Raw genomic sequence first — 16619 nt, forward strand, 5'->3', positions numbered from 1 at the left:
TTGGGATGTGTTATCTACGGAATAAGTGAACTATAACATATTTGGGATAGTGTTATCTATGAAAAAAGCGGAACTATAACATATTTGGGATAGTGTTATCTATGAAAAAAGCGGAACTATAACATATTTGGGATAATGTTATCTATGAAAAAAGTGGAACTATAACATATTTGGGATAATGTTATCTATGAAAAAAGTGGAACTATAACATATTTGGGATAGTGTTATCTATGAAAAAAGCAGAACTATGACATATTTGGGGTAGGCAAGTTTAAGATATTACCAATTAGAATATTCTGAAATATAACAGTTAATAATCTTTTGTTATATTTCACTTTCTTTTCTCTGAAAATAATGTCATAATTTGTTTAAGATTACAAACTTGTTAGTAGGTGATAGTTTGATAGAAACAAAGCAAGTTGAATTTAAAGTAAATGATCTAATCATCCAGTCTAATGATTTAATAGAGGCTTATTATGATAATGAATTAACCACTTTAGAGCATAAGTTTATTCGATATGTTGCTAGTAAAATTAAGAAAAATGATTCCCAATTTCCAGACTACACAATTACTGTTAAAGAATTTGCAGAAGTCATGAATGTTAAAGGAAATAATTATCATAGTCAGGTAAAAGAGTTAGCTGATGATCTAACAAGAAAAAGAATAAAGATTCGCTCGTCTAATGATAAAATGGGATGGTTTCCATGGTTTAGCGCTATTATATATGATAATGGTACTGTTCATGTTTCTTTTAATCCAATAATTAAAGATTATTTAATTAGCTTAGACAGTAGATTTACAGGATATTCATTTGATGATATAAAAAAATTAAAAAGTGGATATACAGTGAGAGTTTATGAACTGTTAAAACAGTATGAGAAAATTGGAAAAAGAACAATAGAGCTAGATGAACTTAAAAGGATGATTGGAGTAGGGGATAAGTATCCTGTATACGGGAATTTCAAACAACGAATATTAAATGTTGCAAAAAAAGAATTAGAAGCAACTGGAGAATTATACTTTTCTTTTAAAGAAGTCAAACAAGGTAGAAAAACAGTAGCAATAGATTTTAATATTCATAAAAAAAGTCCTAAACAACAGACTCCTCTTTCAAAAGAAGCACAAGAATTTATTGAATCAGTAAAGAAATCTCTATATATTCATGGTATCGCTATTTCTGATAAGAAAATTCTATCCTGGAAAAAGTATGGAATAGAATTAATTTTAGAAGTTTTGGAAGAAATAAAGCATAGAGACATTGAAAATTATGAGAATTACATATCAAAAGTGTTAAAAAGTAAGTATGAAAATAAAGATGTTGATCCTGATATAGGAAAAGAGGAAAATACTAGCAAAGAAGTAATAGATGATATAAATGAAATAGATGAATCTCTATTAAATCTTGCTCGTCAAAACATCGTTGCAAAATATGCGCCTGGTAAGGAATTAATTCCAGATTATTTTCTAGAAAAAGAAGTAATTCCATTTTTCATGAAGTTCATGAACGTTAGTGAAAAAGTTGCAAGTGAATTATGGGAAAAATATAAAACAATTATTATGTATCAAATTAAAACCAAAAAAGATGAACAATTACAGAAACGATATAATAGATAACATAACAAAAAATAACTCAATGGGACTACCCCAAATATGAAGGTAAATCAAAGTTACCTAATATTTGGAGTAGTCTTTTTTGCGAAGGAGACTGAATAATGAGAAAGGAAAGAATACATTCAATTGATATTATAAGAGGATTTGCAATCTTAGGCATAGCTTTTGCAAATATATTACCACTAAGTGGTCCTCATTTATATGAATCCTCTCCAAGTAGTATTTGGATGGATCCTATTGATAAACTAGTAGAATCGATTTTATTTATCTTCGCTGAAGGTAATTTTTATTCCCTCTTCTCTATCCTTTTTGGTTTTAGCGCAATTATTTTTATGGAGAACGCAGAAGACAAAGGATATAATCCTTACTATTTATTCTCAAAGAGATTATGGATACTGTTTGCAATTGGAATTTTACATGCCTTTTTTATCTTTTATGGAGATATACTCATGATATACGCAGTAATAGGTTTGTTCTTACTTCCTGTTTATAAAGTTCCAGGACGTATTATAATGATAATGATTGGAATATTTATGGTTCCAATATTGTTTGAATTAATTAAGATACTGTTATTAGATTATCAAATTGCTGGTGTTGACTATAACTTATTACAAAATATTATCATTAATTATCAAACAGGGGGAAGAATTGGATTATTACAAAATACCGTCGATTGGTTAACGATTTACTCTATAGGAAATCTTCCAACTTTGTTCTGTAGTATTTATCCAATGTTTTTGTTAGGGATGGTGTTAGGTAAAAATAAAGCATTGATCATAGATATTAAAGGAATTCATAAATTAATGTGGGGTATAAGTGGTAGTATCGGGATAGCAATAAAAACATTAGCGATAATATATTCAGACTCCTACTTTTTATTAAGACTTTCCGAAACTTTTGGTAATATAAGCATGTCCATATTTTATGGTTTATCAATTCTGTTATTAATTAAAATAACAGGGAAGCGCTTCAAATTAGTTGCTAATATCGGAAAAACATCTATGAGTAATTATTTATTTCAAACAACATGTTGTTTTTTCATGTTTAAAGTATTTAAGTTATATGCAAAAGTTTCACCTGGTCATTTAGTCTTTCTTTCTATGGCTTTCATCTTCATACAAATATTATTAAGTAATTGGTGGTTAAAAGAACATAAGCAAGGACCCATTGAATCGTTATGGCGTAGATTAACTTATTATAAAAGGACTCCTTTATATAATAGGGTTGATAAGAAATAGATATAATAGTAGAATAAAAATGTAACTATTTTATATTTTCAACATTTTAGCAGCCTTTTATTGGCTAGCAGTTTCGATATTAAACGCAGCGTCCTTTGGGATGATTTATTGAGTATTACACTTTTTGTGTAATTCATTAAACCATCTCTCAGGGCGCTTTTTTGCGTTTTATATAAATAATATATTGAGAGGATGAAGAAAAATGATGAAAGAAACAATTAGTAAGGGACCAGTTTTTCAAGGAAATGTATTTGAGGAAAGTAAAAGAAAAGCGGAAAAAATTATTGCTAGTAAACCAATCTTACATTCTCGTCATAGTATCGAGATTATTTTGCCAGATGGGGAACGAAGAATATTTAAAGCTAAGTCAGTGTCTAAAGAAAATGCCTTTAATGAATTTTTAGTTTTTATTGAGTGTTTAGAGCAAGGAATTAACTCAAAAGTAATGTGGAGGTATAAAGGCGATAAGGTTTATCATTTTAGTACACTTATCAACGAAAAACCTTCTACAATTAAACGCTTAAAGAAAGCGATAATGGGATATTTTTTTGATATTGAATAAATATCTATGAGGGCATTTACATTTAAATAAGAGAGGTAGATTTATAATGAGTAGATATAACGACGCAAAGGAATATATAAATTTTTTCGGGGAGAATGATACTAGTTTTCCACATTTATTGGCTATTATTGTGGGTGAAAACGTATGTGACTCAACAATCGATATACTAGGTGAGTTAGGTTTGAGTGGGATTTCTCAATTATCTGAAGAGGAACTATTGAATTTAGAAGGAATAACCACTGAAACCTTATTTAGAATAAAAGCATTAAATGGAATTTTAAATATGGTACCAAAATTTGATTGGCAATCAGAATTTAAAATATCTACCAAATTTGATGTAGTTGAATATGTGAGAGACATTCGTTATAAGCAGGATTCACAACTAGATCTTTTATTTTTAAATAAGAATAATGTGGTAATAGGCAGACAAAATATTATTAAAGGGACTAGAACACTCAATAAGGACTTAGTTCATTTGGCTTTTCGACAAGCCATTAAAAGAAACGCTTCGAAGATCGTAGTCTGTAGTAATGAACCTGCAGGTTATGCAGTTTTAAAAGATGAAGACTATTCTTTATTCGACTATTTTGTATCCATATCCAATCTTGTGAATATTGAGGTAATTGATCATATTATTTTGGGTAAAAAAATGTGCGTTTCAGTTGCGGAAGGAATTTCGAAACAATCCAAAGGAGAGTTAGCATGAAAAACCAATGTAACCTAATCGGCCGTTTGAGTAGAGATCCATATTTAGCTGGTACAGAGGAAAATCCAGTCTGTTTTATGACACTTGCTGTAAATCGAAATTATAGAAATCAGCAAGGTGAAAGAGAGGCGGATTTTATTCCAATTAAAGCTTTTAAAGAGAAAAAGTTAGCTACCACTTGTCATAATAATTTACAAAAGGGGAGTTTAATTGCTGTTACTGCACGTTTGCAAGCTAAATTTAAAGATAATAAAACGGAAATAGAAATCATTGCAGACGATATAGTCTTTTTGGAATCAGGAAAAAAGAGACAAAAGTCTGAGGATGATGGAGAGTATAATCACGAATATTCAAATGATTATTCTAGTAATTATGAGAATTATCATCAAGAGGATAAAATGCCTTGGGAAAGGTAATATCGAGTAAACGTTCATTCTATTAGAATGGGCGTTTTTTCATGATTAAAAATAGGAGGAAACAACATGTCTCATATAGGTAACAAATGTGCGACACGTTGAGCTATAAATGACATTAAAAAAAGTCGTGAAAAGCTCGGATATGGGATTGCAAATTCATATCTAACTGTCATTCCAAACTATGAAATGAGGGAACTAACCACCCCGAAGCATAGTCACTAAGACTCCTACATGCGTCAACTCCCTCCGAAGGATTTGAGGTGTGAAGCTAGGTAAAGTCGATTGAAGTTGGTCCCAATGCTGTTATATGTAATGGTTCAACGATAAATCGGGTGTCTATAAAATATATATGGTGAGAATGTCCTTGTAACTGACGAACTTTCGAATGTACACAACTATAACCTAGATGATTAGGAATAATCATCGCCGTATAAAGCGGTACTTGTGAGGATGAGTAAGAATGTTTGTTATGAAAATCCTTAGCAACAAAGAAGGGTTGCTCCAGCAAGTAGTTGTAAAGAAAGCACCTAAGTATATATGAACAGATAGGAATGATTGGAACGTGGAAAGCGAGTAACGTGGAGGTTCGGAGACTTTTGAAGCGTTCATACGGAAAAGAGCAAATCTATAACGTGTGTTAATACTCGTGATGGTGGTGGCATGGTACCGAAGAAACAGGGATAACAAACTGTGGAGGGAAGGCCACTAGTCTAACGGAATTAAACAGAAAATTACTAGGGTAAGCAATCGGTTAGGACAAGTAGGCAAAATCCTTTTAAAGGAGAGTAGCGAACTTACCAATGAATGATAGTGTAAGATATTCCGAATATTATTTAATGCAACCAATTTTTGATAATCTATACGCCAAATCAAAAGAAAATTTTTCATTTTCTAATCTCTATGAACTAATTATTAGTAGAGACAATCTACTTTTAGCATATAGAAATATCAAATCCAATACGGGCAGTAAAACTGTTGGAACAGACGGATTAAGTATCAAAGATTATAAAATAATGGATGAAGCTACCTTTATCAATAATATCCGAGAAAGGTTAGCCAACTTCCACCCTAATAGTGTACGTCGAGTTTTCATTCCTAAAGCTAATGGAAAGGAAAGACCGCTTGGCATACCTACAATGGAAGATAGACTTATCCAACAATCCATAAAACAGATACTTGAACCAATATGTGAAGCGAAATTCTTTGAACATTCCTACGGTTTTAGACCAAACCGCTCAACACATCACGCTCTTGCAAGGATGCTAAACCTTATAAACGTAGGGAAAAATCATTATGTTGTTGATATTGACATTGAAGGATTCTTCGATAACGTCAATCACAACAAATTGATTAAACAACTATTTTCTTTAGGTATTAAGGACAAAAAGCTCCTGGCAATTATTAAAAAGATGTTAAAAGCCAATATTGAAGGTGAAGGGATACCAAACAAAGGTGTTCCACAAGGTGGAATACTTTCCCCTTTACTCTCAAATGTCGTTCTAAACGAACTCGACCATTGGGTAAGTGACCAATTTGAAACCTTCGACATTAGCAAACTAGGAAGTAAAGATACTCGTAAATACCGCTTTTTGCAGACCAAAACAAACATGAAGCAAGGCTTTATTGTTAGGTACGCAGACGACTTTAAAATCATCACAACTTCATATAATGAAGCGAAAAGATGGTATTTTGCAGTACAAAATTTCCTTGAAAAGAGACTAGGTTTAAATATCTCGAAAGAAAAATCGAAGATAACTAATCTCCGCAAAAGAAAATCCGAATTTCTTGGATTCAAAATTAAAGGGGTTAGGAAAGGAAAAAGAATCGTAGCACATAGTTTCATCAGCGATAAAAAGAAACAAGATATTATACAATCCTTACGCGAAAGAGCTAGAACACTATATCGTTCTAACACCCGAAAAGAAGCATATGAATACAACTCTTATATTAGAGGAATTCATAACTACTTTTCTGCTGCATCGCACGTTAGCGTTGATATGAAAGAAATTGCCTACAAAACTTACCGAACTATATGGAATAATCTTTCAAAAATTAGTGAATCAGGCAAATGTGAAGTGAAAGGATATGAAAGATACAATTACACTACCTTTTCCATCAAAGAAGTACCTTTAATTCCTGTTTCAGCGGTGAAATCTATCGTGGTGAAACAATTTCAACAGGATATTAATGACTACAGTCCGAAAGGTAGAGAGCTAAATAGTAAAGTCAATCTCATGTATAACATTCAAAAAGCTGTGCAACAACTAGCGAAAACTTACATTGAGAAAAGAAGCATTCAATACAATGATAATCGTGTCTCAAAGTTCAGTGCCAGTAAAGGCAAATGTTTTGTTACAGATGTGGACCTAACTAGAGACATTCACAACTATCATTGCCACCATATTACACCTATATATTTAGGTGGAACTGACGAATACGAAAATTTGGCTGTACTTCATAAATTTGCTCATATCTTGGTTCATGCTACGAAAGAGGAAACTATAGAAAAATATATGAGGTTGTTGAATATAAACGAATATCAACTAAAGAAATTAAACAAGCTTCGTAAAGCTTGCAAACTACAACCTATTAAAGACTAGTAAACTGTATAACCAGTTAGATGGGGCGCCGTATGAGGTGAAAGTCTCACGTACGGTGCTAACCGGGGGAAAAGTCGGAGATTACATCAAAGACTTACCTATCGGAACTAAAAGCAGGTTTTTTTGCAACACCTGAAACACAAGGTGAATATATCATTAAATTACTAAATGTAGAAGGTAGTGGTGTTTGGTTCGACCCCACTTGCGGAGAGGGAAAGATTCTAAATCAACTTGCAGCTGCCTTTAATAATGAAGAGACTATTATTAATACTTATGGAGTCGAACTTGATAGAAGACGTGCAGAACGCGCTTCAAAGCTTTTGAATCATTGTATAAATGCCCCTATAGAATCTATGGTAATACAAAATGAAGCTGTGTCATTCTTATTTCTTAATCCACCATATGATTTTGCATTAAAGGGGATGGATGATCCTTCAGCCAAAAGAAAAGAATGGGTTGAATTAGAAAGGAATTATAGATATTTAAAAGAGAATGGAATATTGATATATATTATTCCTTCATATCGTTTTGCTGATCAAAAAATTTCTAGGTTTTTAGCAACTAACTTTAATGAAGTTGGCATTATGCGATTTTCAAAAGAGGATTATGAAGACTATAAACAGTGTATTTTTATTGGAAGAAAAAAGGCAGGAAAATATAAAGGAATTAATGAAAAATTATATGATTTTTTATTAAGAATGGATTCCGAGGAATTTATATTAAAGAATGTAAATACGATTGATCAGATTGTAACTAGAGAATTTAAATGGAATGTACCAAGCGGTTATAAAAACTTATCTACATTTTATACAAAATTGGCAAATAAAGACGATTTTGTTGAAAGTATTAGAGAGAGTAAAGGATTCGAAGCTTTTATGAATAGAACCAAGCCACGCCAATTAAGTATAGGTGGAGAACCTATTCTGCCGCTTAATCAAGGGCAATTGTCTTTATTATTAGCAAGCGGAGCGATTAATGGTGAGCTAGGTGAAGGCGAAAATTATCATTTAGTACAAGGTCTTGAATCCGTTTCTAAAATTGTGGATGAAGAGGTAAAACATCACGACAATGGCAGCAAGACTGTAATAACTAAAACCAGAACAAAGAGGGATGTATCTGTAAAGATAATAACTCCAAATGGGATGATAAAAAAATTAGTGTGACGGTGATTGATATGATAAAAATTTTAGAATTATTCGGAGGTATTGGGGCCCCAAGAAAAGCTTTATTAAATCTGGGGGTTGATCATAAAGCTATAGATTATGTAGAGATAAAAGAAAATAGAGTACGTGCTTATAATGCTCTATATGACCATGCCCACAATCCGTTGTTGGATGGAATCTGAAGCCGGATGTCCTTATCCACGGATCTCCCTGCCAAGATTTTTCAAGGGCAGGATATAGAAAAGGTGGAAATATAAAGACTAAGTCTCGCAGTTCATTAATGTTTGAAACGCTTAAAATTATAGAAAATATGGGGAAGTGGAAACCAAAAGTTGTAATTTGGGAAAATGTAAAAGGCGTTTTAGATAGAGACCTAATTGGCCCGTTTAACTCTTATATTCAACAAATGCGTAAACTAGGATACACAAATTCTTTCGATGTTTTAAATGCTGTTGACTTTGGTATTCCACAGCAAAGAGAAAGAGTGTTTTGTATATCCATTTTTGGAAAAGAGGCATTTGACTTCAATAAATTAGAAAGAACCCCAATGCGTCATATTAGTGAATTTTTAGAGAATAAAGTAACTGGCTCTCAGTATTTGGTTAATGTTCCAAGTATGTTGAGTAGAATAGAAGAATTTAACCCAGTAAAGGAAACGGATAAGTACAAACGTAGATTATCCGTAATAGAAGATTATTGTTGGACTATAACAGAAAGACAAGATCGATGTCCTAACGCTGGAATTATTAGATTAAAAGATAAAGTGGGATATAGATATCTAACTGAAAGAGAAGTATGGAGATTAATGGGTTTTGATGATAAAGATTTTGAATTAATCTTGGAACAATTCCCTTCTAGAAAGGGTTGTAGAAATGCTACTCTTTACGAACTAGCAGGAAATAGTATAGTCGTCCCAATTTTAGAAGCAATTTTTAAAGTTATTCTAAAAGAGGATTTTGCAGAAGATTTACTAACAAATACAAAAGGGCAATTAGAGTTGATTATTTAATTAAATGGAAAAAACGGATTAGATCTAATATTCTAATCCGTTTTTTAGGAGGATATAAACATGAACTCACAATTAAGTATTTTTGATCTTAATATTAAGAAAGTTAAAGAAATAAGAACAGAAAAGCAAATTGATAAGAATGTTGCATATGACGTTGGAGACTTTATTACTGGTTCTAGAAAAGAACTAGATAAAATAAAAAGAAGATTTCAGGAAAATCATTCTGAGGAAGAATTAGAAAACATAGAAAAGCTTAATCCGCTTCTTTCAGAGGAATTAATAACCAAAAGAGAATTAACAAAATCTTTTTCTCTGAAGCTTGAAAAGGAAAATGGTGTAGAACCAGGAGTTGCTAAATTGAAGCAATTAATTATTAATAGAATAGATAAGGTTCCCGCTGTTCAAACAAAAGAGGGAAGAAGAGACTTTATGTTAGCAATCCAAAGTTTCTTAGAACTTATTAATAAAGTGAAAAAGTGGGACGATGTTTCAGACTTTATTGTTGGTTTTTCCAAAACGCTTATATTAGAAAGAAATAAAGAATCAGATACAAATTTCTTTATTTTAGGGAAAAGCTTCTTAAAATTTTTTCTGAGGGCAGGATATAAATCATCTATTAATACAGCATCAAAAATAAATACATGGGACGATATCTTTGGGAAAAAGGAAAATGGTGTAAAAGGTACAAAAAAGAAAAATAGTAAATGGGAAAGAGTATTACCAGAAAGACCTGATAGAAGAGGTGGGAAACCAAGCCCGGTAAAAAAACCAGAAGATTTGGTGGAGTTGTTTGGATTTCGAGGAGTGCAATTTGGCCATTATATGGATGATGAAAAAGGCATGGAGCATTTAGTTCGAGCTTCAGAAGCAATTTTGGATTTAGCAGATGTACTTGAAATTGATGTTACTTCTTTATCTTTAGATGGAACACTTGGACTAGCTTTTGGAGCAAGAGGAAGAGGCGGAAATGCATTAGGTACTTATGAGGCTCTATCAAGAGTTATTAATATGACAAAAAATAAAGGTTGTTTAGGAATTCTCGCCCATGAGCTATTTCATAGCATTGATCACTACATTTACATTAAAAGTAATAAAAATACAAGTAGTAGAGGATATGGAACAGAATGTAATACACTAGGTGAACAAATACCTTCTCAAATAAAAAGTGCATTAGAATATTTATCTGAGAGTTTAAGAGAAGGAAATGGAACAGCATATTTCATAAACACAAACAAAGATGATGTAACTTATAGAGGAGTTGCTTTAAAAAGAGATTATGAACGTTTTAACGGAGATATAGCATTAGCTATAAAAAAAGAATGTACTATTCAGCGAGAAAGCATAAATAGAAGACTTGATTTTTCTCAGTATTATGGAGCATCAGAAATTTCACTAAAGAAAGAAAAAGAAAAACTCAAAAGAAGGGCAAAAAGAGAAGTTAAAAAATATGCATTGGCTATGGCTTGGTATCATGAAAAAATTACTGGAGAAAGAGTTGAAAGAATACCTTATCCAACTGATAAATCACAATATTACCTAAATGCAATCGAGTTAGACAATGGAAATGAATCTAAATATTGGAGTAATATTATTGAAATGGCTGCAAGGGCGTTTGAAGCTTACATTGCAGATAAACTATCAGCAACTAATAGACGTAATGACTATCTAGTGTATGGGACATCAGATGAGATTGCTTTTCCTCAAGGAAAAGAGCGAGAAAAAATAAATAAAGCTTTTGATATATTATTTGATACATTAAAGATCAATGACATATTATAAATCAAAAAATATAAGAAACCCAAGATATCTAGCTCAAGATACCTTGGGTTTCTTTTTTATATAAAAATTACTATTAACTTCTTTATAACTCTAACTTTAGACCCTAACATTTTGTTTATTCTTTATATATACTTTATACTATAGTTTTATTATGATGATGGTAAATGATAACTAATAGCCAATTTAATTGAAGAGTGAATAAATAAATGGAGTGTCCAAAGGACTTTAAAAATAAAGTTGTTTTCTTCCTCAAAATGGTTATAATATAGGTAATATGTCATTAACGTTACAAAAGAATAGGAAATTTATAAAGAAATTCACTGTATACCGGAACTTTATTACTTAATATCTAAAGTGTAATAACAGCTAAGTAAACGTTGGTTTAGTTAGCTTTTTTTTGGTGAATTATATACTTTATTGAGAGATATCTATAGAAATTTATAAAATGTTTGTATATATAAGTTAAAATAAATAGAAGATGATATAAGAATGAGGGATATTAAGATGGAAAATTACTTATTAAAGCGGATAGGTTTTACATCTGAAGATAATTATGTGATTTTATATTCTTTGTTAAAGGAAAATTTTACAAATTGTAATGAAAATATAAGATCTAGTGTTTTACTTTCTATAATTCAAGAAAAACCTAAAAATAGATGTAAAAAAGTCCAAGAAGTAAAATTGCTAATTTCTAAGGAACAAGCCGATTACTTATTAAAAATTAATGAAGAAAAAGAGTTAATAAGAGAAATAAATTCCATCATATTGAAATAATTAATATCTTTGGAAATTAATCCTATTGAATAATTCCAAAAAGTATGTTTTAATAAATTCAATATTAATTACAAAGGGAAAAACCCTATGAAAAGGCCAAATTTCGATTTGGTATTTTGTCATAGGGTTTTTCCCTTTTTGTTTAATCCATAAACAAAAGCTTGTATGATAAAATAAAAAAACCCACCTAGATACAATTAAACTATCAGGCGCTAAACTGAAGTAGTTTAATTGAGTGAAAGCGGGAGTTTTCTAAACTTATATTCTTGAAAATATTTTAACATAAATATATGTTTTAGCAAGTAAAACTCCTTCTTTAATTTGTTTACTTGGGTTTACTTAGGAGGAACAATAGTGGAAGAAGAGTATTATAATTTAAAAGGTAAAAAGGATAAACTAAAGTATTTTCGATTAAAAGATACAGGTATGTTTACGCAAAGAAGTAAATTGATAAATATAGAGGATACTCAAGAATATAAAACCTATTTTTACCCAGAGCAAGATAAATTGATCTTTGAGGAAAATCAAGTTAGAAATTTTAGTTTAGACGAGCATGGAGAGTCTATTCCAGCAATTGATGGTGAGCTTACTATTTTTAATAACTATTTTTTTGACTTTTGGGGATTTTATCTGGGAGACGCCACACGATTATATGCATATTTAAAAAGACATGCTTATGGGGAAAAAGACTATGTGTATCCCAATTTTGAATTGATTTCAGAGAAAATGGATAAATCAAGAAAAACATTACATACCTATTTAGATATACTAGAGCATTACGGCTTTGTCTATAAGTTTAATGTAATAAATGAGTCTCGGAATAATATGGAAGAGAGTCCTATTTTTAAAGTCAGGAAACAAACTCCTTTATTATCTAAAAAGCTAATAGAGGGAGATAATAATATAATTATCCCTGAAAATGCACCTGCTCATGTAAAGAAAATGCTAAAAAAAGAGCGTGAAGGATTACCTCCTAGATTACGCAAAGAGCACGAAGTTTTTACCAAGAAGCATTTAAAAAACAAAGCGGATATCCTTCCAGAACAATTAGATTATGAGGAGATTTACAATAAATACTTACAATATAAAGATATACTTAAAAATATTCATAAAAAAGTTCAAAGTGAAGAAGTTGACCCATCTATTACCTATTCTGAAACAGAGGTACATTTAAAAAAGAATATGACACAAGATGAAAAACTGCTTTTAGCTGTTGTTCTAGAATCTGCACAAGCAAATATTTCTAAACCCTCTTTCGATACTTGGTTTAAAGATATCCTAATAAAAGTTCAAAATAATATTTTAACTATTTATGCACCGAACGAATTTGCTATGGATTGGCTAGAAGAAAGATATAAAGATAATATAGTAGAATGGGTGAATAAAACAGGTAGTTGGATCACTGACATAAATTTCTCCCATTATGAATTTTATAAGCAAGTTTAATTAATATTGTTAAAGACACAACTGTAATAATTGAGGGGGGAAGCTAGTTCTTCCCAATCTAATAAATGAAAAGGACCAGGATTGATTTCTGGTCCTTTTCTATATATTATTTACTCTCTTTTAACATGCAAAATAGCAGCACTTCTCTTAAACATCTCAACTGTCGTATAGTTTGATTTATGGACAGCAATAAATAAAAGCAGCTTCAGTATGTAATTATTAGAATATGCAGTAATTGCGGTATGAGAAAAAGCATATAAAAAATACGTCTACAGTTACAAAAATAGATTGTGACTACATTTCTATCTAAAATGTATGTGGAATGGGGATTCGTATGCTTGTAGAGGCAATATGCAAGGAAAAAGGGATTACTCAAACTCAAGTAATGAAAAGTGGAGAACCAAAGATAGGAATTAAAACCTTTTTGAAAAAATAAATACTCTTAAGGAAAAAAATATTATTGATGAGGCTCAAAAACAGGTTCTGCCCCAGATTAGAGACATGGGGAATCATACTGCGCATGAAATAAAAACACATGAAGTAAGAATATTAAAACAAGCTCTTCATGTTGTTGAGTTTGTACTCTATAACATATATGAGCTACCGAATATTACCATTATCACCAAGCCGTAGCGATGTAAATATTTCTTAATTCAAAACTATAAATAATGTTAAAGTAATCCACTAAAATTTCCGCATTATCAAAATTGTAATGGGGGTTGTAGTTTTTTCAAAGCGTTTTGTAAATTTCACAACACCCCATGTAAAATTTACAAAGCGGAAATATAATATGGGTTGTAAAAATTACAAGGCGTAATTATCTAACAATTTTCGCTTTGTAAAATTTTCAACCCCTATTGTGAAATTTTCAAGGTATTTATAGGTTGAGAAATTTACAAGGGGTGGTTGTAATTTTTGCAAGCAAATAAATACTAAGTTAATAAAAACAATTCTTTTAAAATATATATTATATAAGGGAAAACCAATTTTGTTATCTACTTGTCTTAAAAGAAAAGTAGGGATATAATACCACTATACAAATGTTTCGTACTTTTATTTTTTATTTGCAATCCCTTAAGGGATTAGCAGTCTTAATATAACGTTAACAGCCTTTGTGGTTGATGAAAATAAATAGCTTATAAGCTATTTATCTACATTAAATCACAAAGGCTTTTTTGTGTTATTTTAACGAAGCATTTGTACAGATGAATTCATAACAGAAAGGATTGAGAGAGGTATGACGACGAAAAAGCAATCTAAAAAGAGAAAATTAAAAGAGGGGACCAAGAATTCTAGGACCACCAAGGAACTAGTAAAACAAATCGAAAAGAAAGTAGAACAGGATGGATATTGCATTATAAAGCAGATTCATCATGGGAATGAAACTTACCATAAAATTTGGTGGTGGATGGAAATAGAATTAATGATTGGAGAATATGACGTAGCAGTTAACAAAGTTAAAGAAATAAAAGATATCAATATCGAAAATCGACAGAATCTACTAGATATTGTAGCAGGATTAGAAGGTAGCGTATCCCTTGTACCGCTTGTTAAAGATTAAACCAATCAGGAAGCACAATGTAATGGGAAATGAGATTATAACCACACACAAAGGTGAAAATATGAACATAGAAACTGTTCAGTTCTCGTATTTCAAATACAAAGATAGATATATAGAATATTGCGGTTATCAATACAACCAATATTGGTTTTTGATTCATAATTCAAAAAGATCCGAAGTAGTGTCTATATCTAATGAGCTTTGTCCATCTTTTGATACAGCAATGTCTTATTTATCTAAAATGTATATTGATAAAAAAATGAATTAATAAGAGGGAGGTGCCCTACCTAATTAGATAGAGGCATCGATGCTTTCTATTCTGATTAGGTAGAAAGCATGAAGGAAACTAAAACGATAAGTATAACAGAAGAGTTAATAGAAACACCAAAAATGATTGAAGTATATCTTGATGATGCATGGCAGACTGCTTTTTGCTATGGATTAGCCTATGAAAAACCAAAGCAAAATTGGCAAAGAGCAAAACTGCTTTTAACTATTATTGCTGGTAATGATTCTACTGTACAAGCTATGAAGGCTGCTATTGATATAGGATCAAGTGGTTTGTCTTTCGGAAACGGAGAGAAAGGCTTAACAGATTATACTTATACAAAAGAATTGGAACTCTATACAGAAAAAGGGAAATACGAAAAATTTCCAATGACTATTATTAATAATAGAAAAGCAATTGTTGTTGTTCATGATGAATTAATGGGAAATGATGATTATATTTTATCTTTTACTGGGGATCCAGCAGAAGACTTACGTACAGTTTTAGGCGGAGGCAAATTTGGACTACATATCCTACCCGAATGGAAAGATATTATTTTTCATGAATTTTTAAATATAGGAATTTTACAATCTGTAGATATTTACTTTGATTCTAAATTATTTCCAAAAGGATTTTCCTTATTTAAGTTACAAGCTACAGAAGAAGAGGTTGATAATTTAATCTCTAAAATGATTAAAGAGAAAAAGTTAAGATTCCGCAAAGAGGGTACTGGAACTGAAGTAGAAATGGTATCAGATTTGACAGAGTATATGCAACAAAATGTTGAGGGAATGATTAATAAAGTTAGCAGAGAGGTATCACCAATTCATAATCCTTTAGTGGATCATATTAGTCCTAAAATTAGTACTTATAAACGTGAATTGTTTCCAGTTCAAGCTCATGTAAGTACTGCTGTAGCGAAAATACTTGCTAAGAGTAAGGCTGTAATCATCCAAGGCGAAATGTCGACAGGTAGTGCGGCACGTTCCGCTATAAGTGCAGCTTAAACACGAAAAGCGGGGGCCGAATCTTTATAAGATTGGTTACAACTCTTTAATCGATTTACAGGGTGAAATCCCCTGTCATGACTAATATTCCAAGTCAAGTCATGTCTATGAGACTCCTACATGCGTCTATCATTCCAATGTGATAGAGGTCTGAAGCTAGGTGAAGTCGTCCTTGAAGCGAACTCGTTAAACGTGGATTTAGGGCGGTAGGCTTTAAAAACATTCTATGATGAGCGAAATCGAACCCTCGTATGTACGCTCCGTTAGACATTCCCCAACATAATAACGAGATATATGGTTGGGTAAAGCGTGAAGGTATTTCTCTCTTGCCTGTGGAGAAATTGCTTATATAGGTCTTTCCAGTGCCTATATAAGATTCATGAGAGTTAGGAATAGTCTACTCATGAACAAGTAGCGTCGGAGTATAGAGGGCATCTAAGGAATGTAAAAGAAGGGCTAGTTTAAAGGGAACGTGCGA

General features: G+C 31.4%; 15 protein-coding genes. All 15 read left to right on the top strand.

What is annotated here, in order from left to right:
* The first annotated feature begins 400 nt into the window (after nt 1–400).
* Nucleotides 401–1615: a replication initiation protein gene (locus ACTQ5K_RS19310; RefSeq protein ID WP_016205244.1), complete on the top strand. Its 1215-nt coding sequence runs from the start codon at nt 401–403 to the stop codon at nt 1613–1615.
* A 98-nt stretch (nt 1616–1713) separates the two neighbouring features.
* The gene (locus ACTQ5K_RS19315) at nt 1714–2850 is read left to right on the top strand and encodes a DUF418 domain-containing protein (RefSeq protein WP_441994207.1); all 1137 of its coding nucleotides are present in this window, start codon (nt 1714–1716) and stop codon (nt 2848–2850) included.
* A gap of 202 nt (nt 2851–3052) precedes the next feature.
* Complete coding sequence (locus ACTQ5K_RS19320; RefSeq protein ID WP_441132333.1) at nt 3053–3412, top strand: DUF6018 family natural product bioysynthesis protein; 360 nt, start codon at nt 3053–3055, stop codon at nt 3410–3412.
* Nucleotides 3413–3458: 46 nt separating this feature from the next.
* On the top strand, nt 3459–4118 hold the full coding sequence (locus tag ACTQ5K_RS19325; protein WP_251628110.1) for a JAB domain-containing protein: 660 nt from the start codon (nt 3459–3461) through the stop codon (nt 4116–4118).
* Nucleotides 4115–4534: a single-stranded DNA-binding protein gene (locus tag ACTQ5K_RS19330; RefSeq protein ID WP_441994208.1), complete on the top strand. Its 420-nt coding sequence runs from the start codon at nt 4115–4117 to the stop codon at nt 4532–4534. Before ACTQ5K_RS19325 ends, ACTQ5K_RS19330 begins: the two co-directional genes overlap by 4 nt.
* Nucleotides 4535–5334: 800 nt before the next feature.
* Entirely contained in the window at nt 5335–7134 is a 1800-nt protein-coding gene (gene ltrA, locus ACTQ5K_RS19335; protein WP_016205239.1) for a group II intron reverse transcriptase/maturase, read from the top strand.
* A gap of 80 nt (nt 7135–7214) precedes the next feature.
* Nucleotides 7215–8297 carry a DUF6094 domain-containing protein gene (locus ACTQ5K_RS19340; protein ID WP_441994213.1) on the top strand — a complete coding sequence of 361 codons (1083 nt, stop codon included), beginning with the start codon at nt 7215–7217 and terminating at the stop codon, nt 8295–8297.
* A gap of 11 nt (nt 8298–8308) precedes the next feature.
* Nucleotides 8309–8479, top strand: a complete 171-nt coding sequence (locus ACTQ5K_RS19345; protein ID WP_441994209.1) for a hypothetical protein — start codon at nt 8309–8311, stop codon at nt 8477–8479.
* Between the two features lie 14 nt (nt 8480–8493).
* Nucleotides 8494–9306: a DNA cytosine methyltransferase gene (locus ACTQ5K_RS19350; RefSeq protein WP_441994214.1), complete on the top strand. Its 813-nt coding sequence runs from the start codon at nt 8494–8496 to the stop codon at nt 9304–9306.
* 60 nt (nt 9307–9366) lie between these two features.
* A complete protein-coding gene (locus tag ACTQ5K_RS19355; RefSeq protein ID WP_144545606.1) occupies nt 9367–11085 on the top strand; it encodes an LPD1 domain-containing protein in 1719 nt (572 codons plus the stop codon).
* Between the two features lie 504 nt (nt 11086–11589).
* Nucleotides 11590–11859 (top strand): hypothetical protein, encoded by a 270-nt coding sequence (locus ACTQ5K_RS19360; protein WP_016205235.1) that lies wholly within the window; start codon nt 11590–11592, stop codon nt 11857–11859.
* A 354-nt stretch (nt 11860–12213) separates the two neighbouring features.
* Nucleotides 12214–13305 (top strand): DnaA N-terminal domain-containing protein, encoded by a 1092-nt coding sequence (locus ACTQ5K_RS19365; RefSeq protein WP_369989742.1) that lies wholly within the window; start codon nt 12214–12216, stop codon nt 13303–13305.
* 459 nt (nt 13306–13764) lie between these two features.
* Nucleotides 13765–13938: a hypothetical protein gene (locus ACTQ5K_RS19370; RefSeq protein WP_369989789.1), complete on the top strand. Its 174-nt coding sequence runs from the start codon at nt 13765–13767 to the stop codon at nt 13936–13938.
* 604 nt (nt 13939–14542) lie between these two features.
* On the top strand, nt 14543–14866 hold the full coding sequence (locus tag ACTQ5K_RS19375) for a hypothetical protein (protein WP_016205233.1): 324 nt from the start codon (nt 14543–14545) through the stop codon (nt 14864–14866).
* A gap of 336 nt (nt 14867–15202) precedes the next feature.
* On the top strand, nt 15203–16141 hold the full coding sequence (locus ACTQ5K_RS19380) for a hypothetical protein (protein ID WP_441994210.1): 939 nt from the start codon (nt 15203–15205) through the stop codon (nt 16139–16141).
* The last annotated feature ends 478 nt before the right edge of the window (nt 16142–16619 follow it).

The organism is Niallia sp. Sow4_A1, assembly GCF_052116745.1.
Taxonomy (GTDB): domain Bacteria; phylum Bacillota; class Bacilli; order Bacillales; family Cytobacillaceae; genus Niallia; species Niallia hominis.

Bases quoted from the DNA above. Each gene is read 5' to 3' on its own strand.
- ACTQ5K_RS19325 (WP_251628110.1), top strand. From the start codon at position 3,459: ATGAGTAGATATAACGACGCAAAGGAATATATAAATTTTTTCGGGGAG.
- ACTQ5K_RS19355 (WP_144545606.1), top strand. From the start codon at position 9,367: ATGAACTCACAATTAAGTATTTTTGATCTTAATATTAAGAAAGTTAAA.
- ltrA (WP_016205239.1), top strand. From the start codon at position 5,335: ATGAATGATAGTGTAAGATATTCCGAATATTATTTAATGCAACCAATT.
- ACTQ5K_RS19380 (WP_441994210.1), top strand. From the start codon at position 15,203: ATGAAGGAAACTAAAACGATAAGTATAACAGAAGAGTTAATAGAAACA.
- ACTQ5K_RS19320 (WP_441132333.1), top strand. From the start codon at position 3,053: ATGATGAAAGAAACAATTAGTAAGGGACCAGTTTTTCAAGGAAATGTA.
- ACTQ5K_RS19345 (WP_441994209.1), top strand. From the start codon at position 8,309: ATGATAAAAATTTTAGAATTATTCGGAGGTATTGGGGCCCCAAGAAAA.
- ACTQ5K_RS19360 (WP_016205235.1), top strand. From the start codon at position 11,590: ATGGAAAATTACTTATTAAAGCGGATAGGTTTTACATCTGAAGATAAT.
- ACTQ5K_RS19315 (WP_441994207.1), top strand. From the start codon at position 1,714: ATGAGAAAGGAAAGAATACATTCAATTGATATTATAAGAGGATTTGCA.
- ACTQ5K_RS19375 (WP_016205233.1), top strand. From the start codon at position 14,543: ATGACGACGAAAAAGCAATCTAAAAAGAGAAAATTAAAAGAGGGGACC.
- ACTQ5K_RS19330 (WP_441994208.1), top strand. From the start codon at position 4,115: ATGAAAAACCAATGTAACCTAATCGGCCGTTTGAGTAGAGATCCATAT.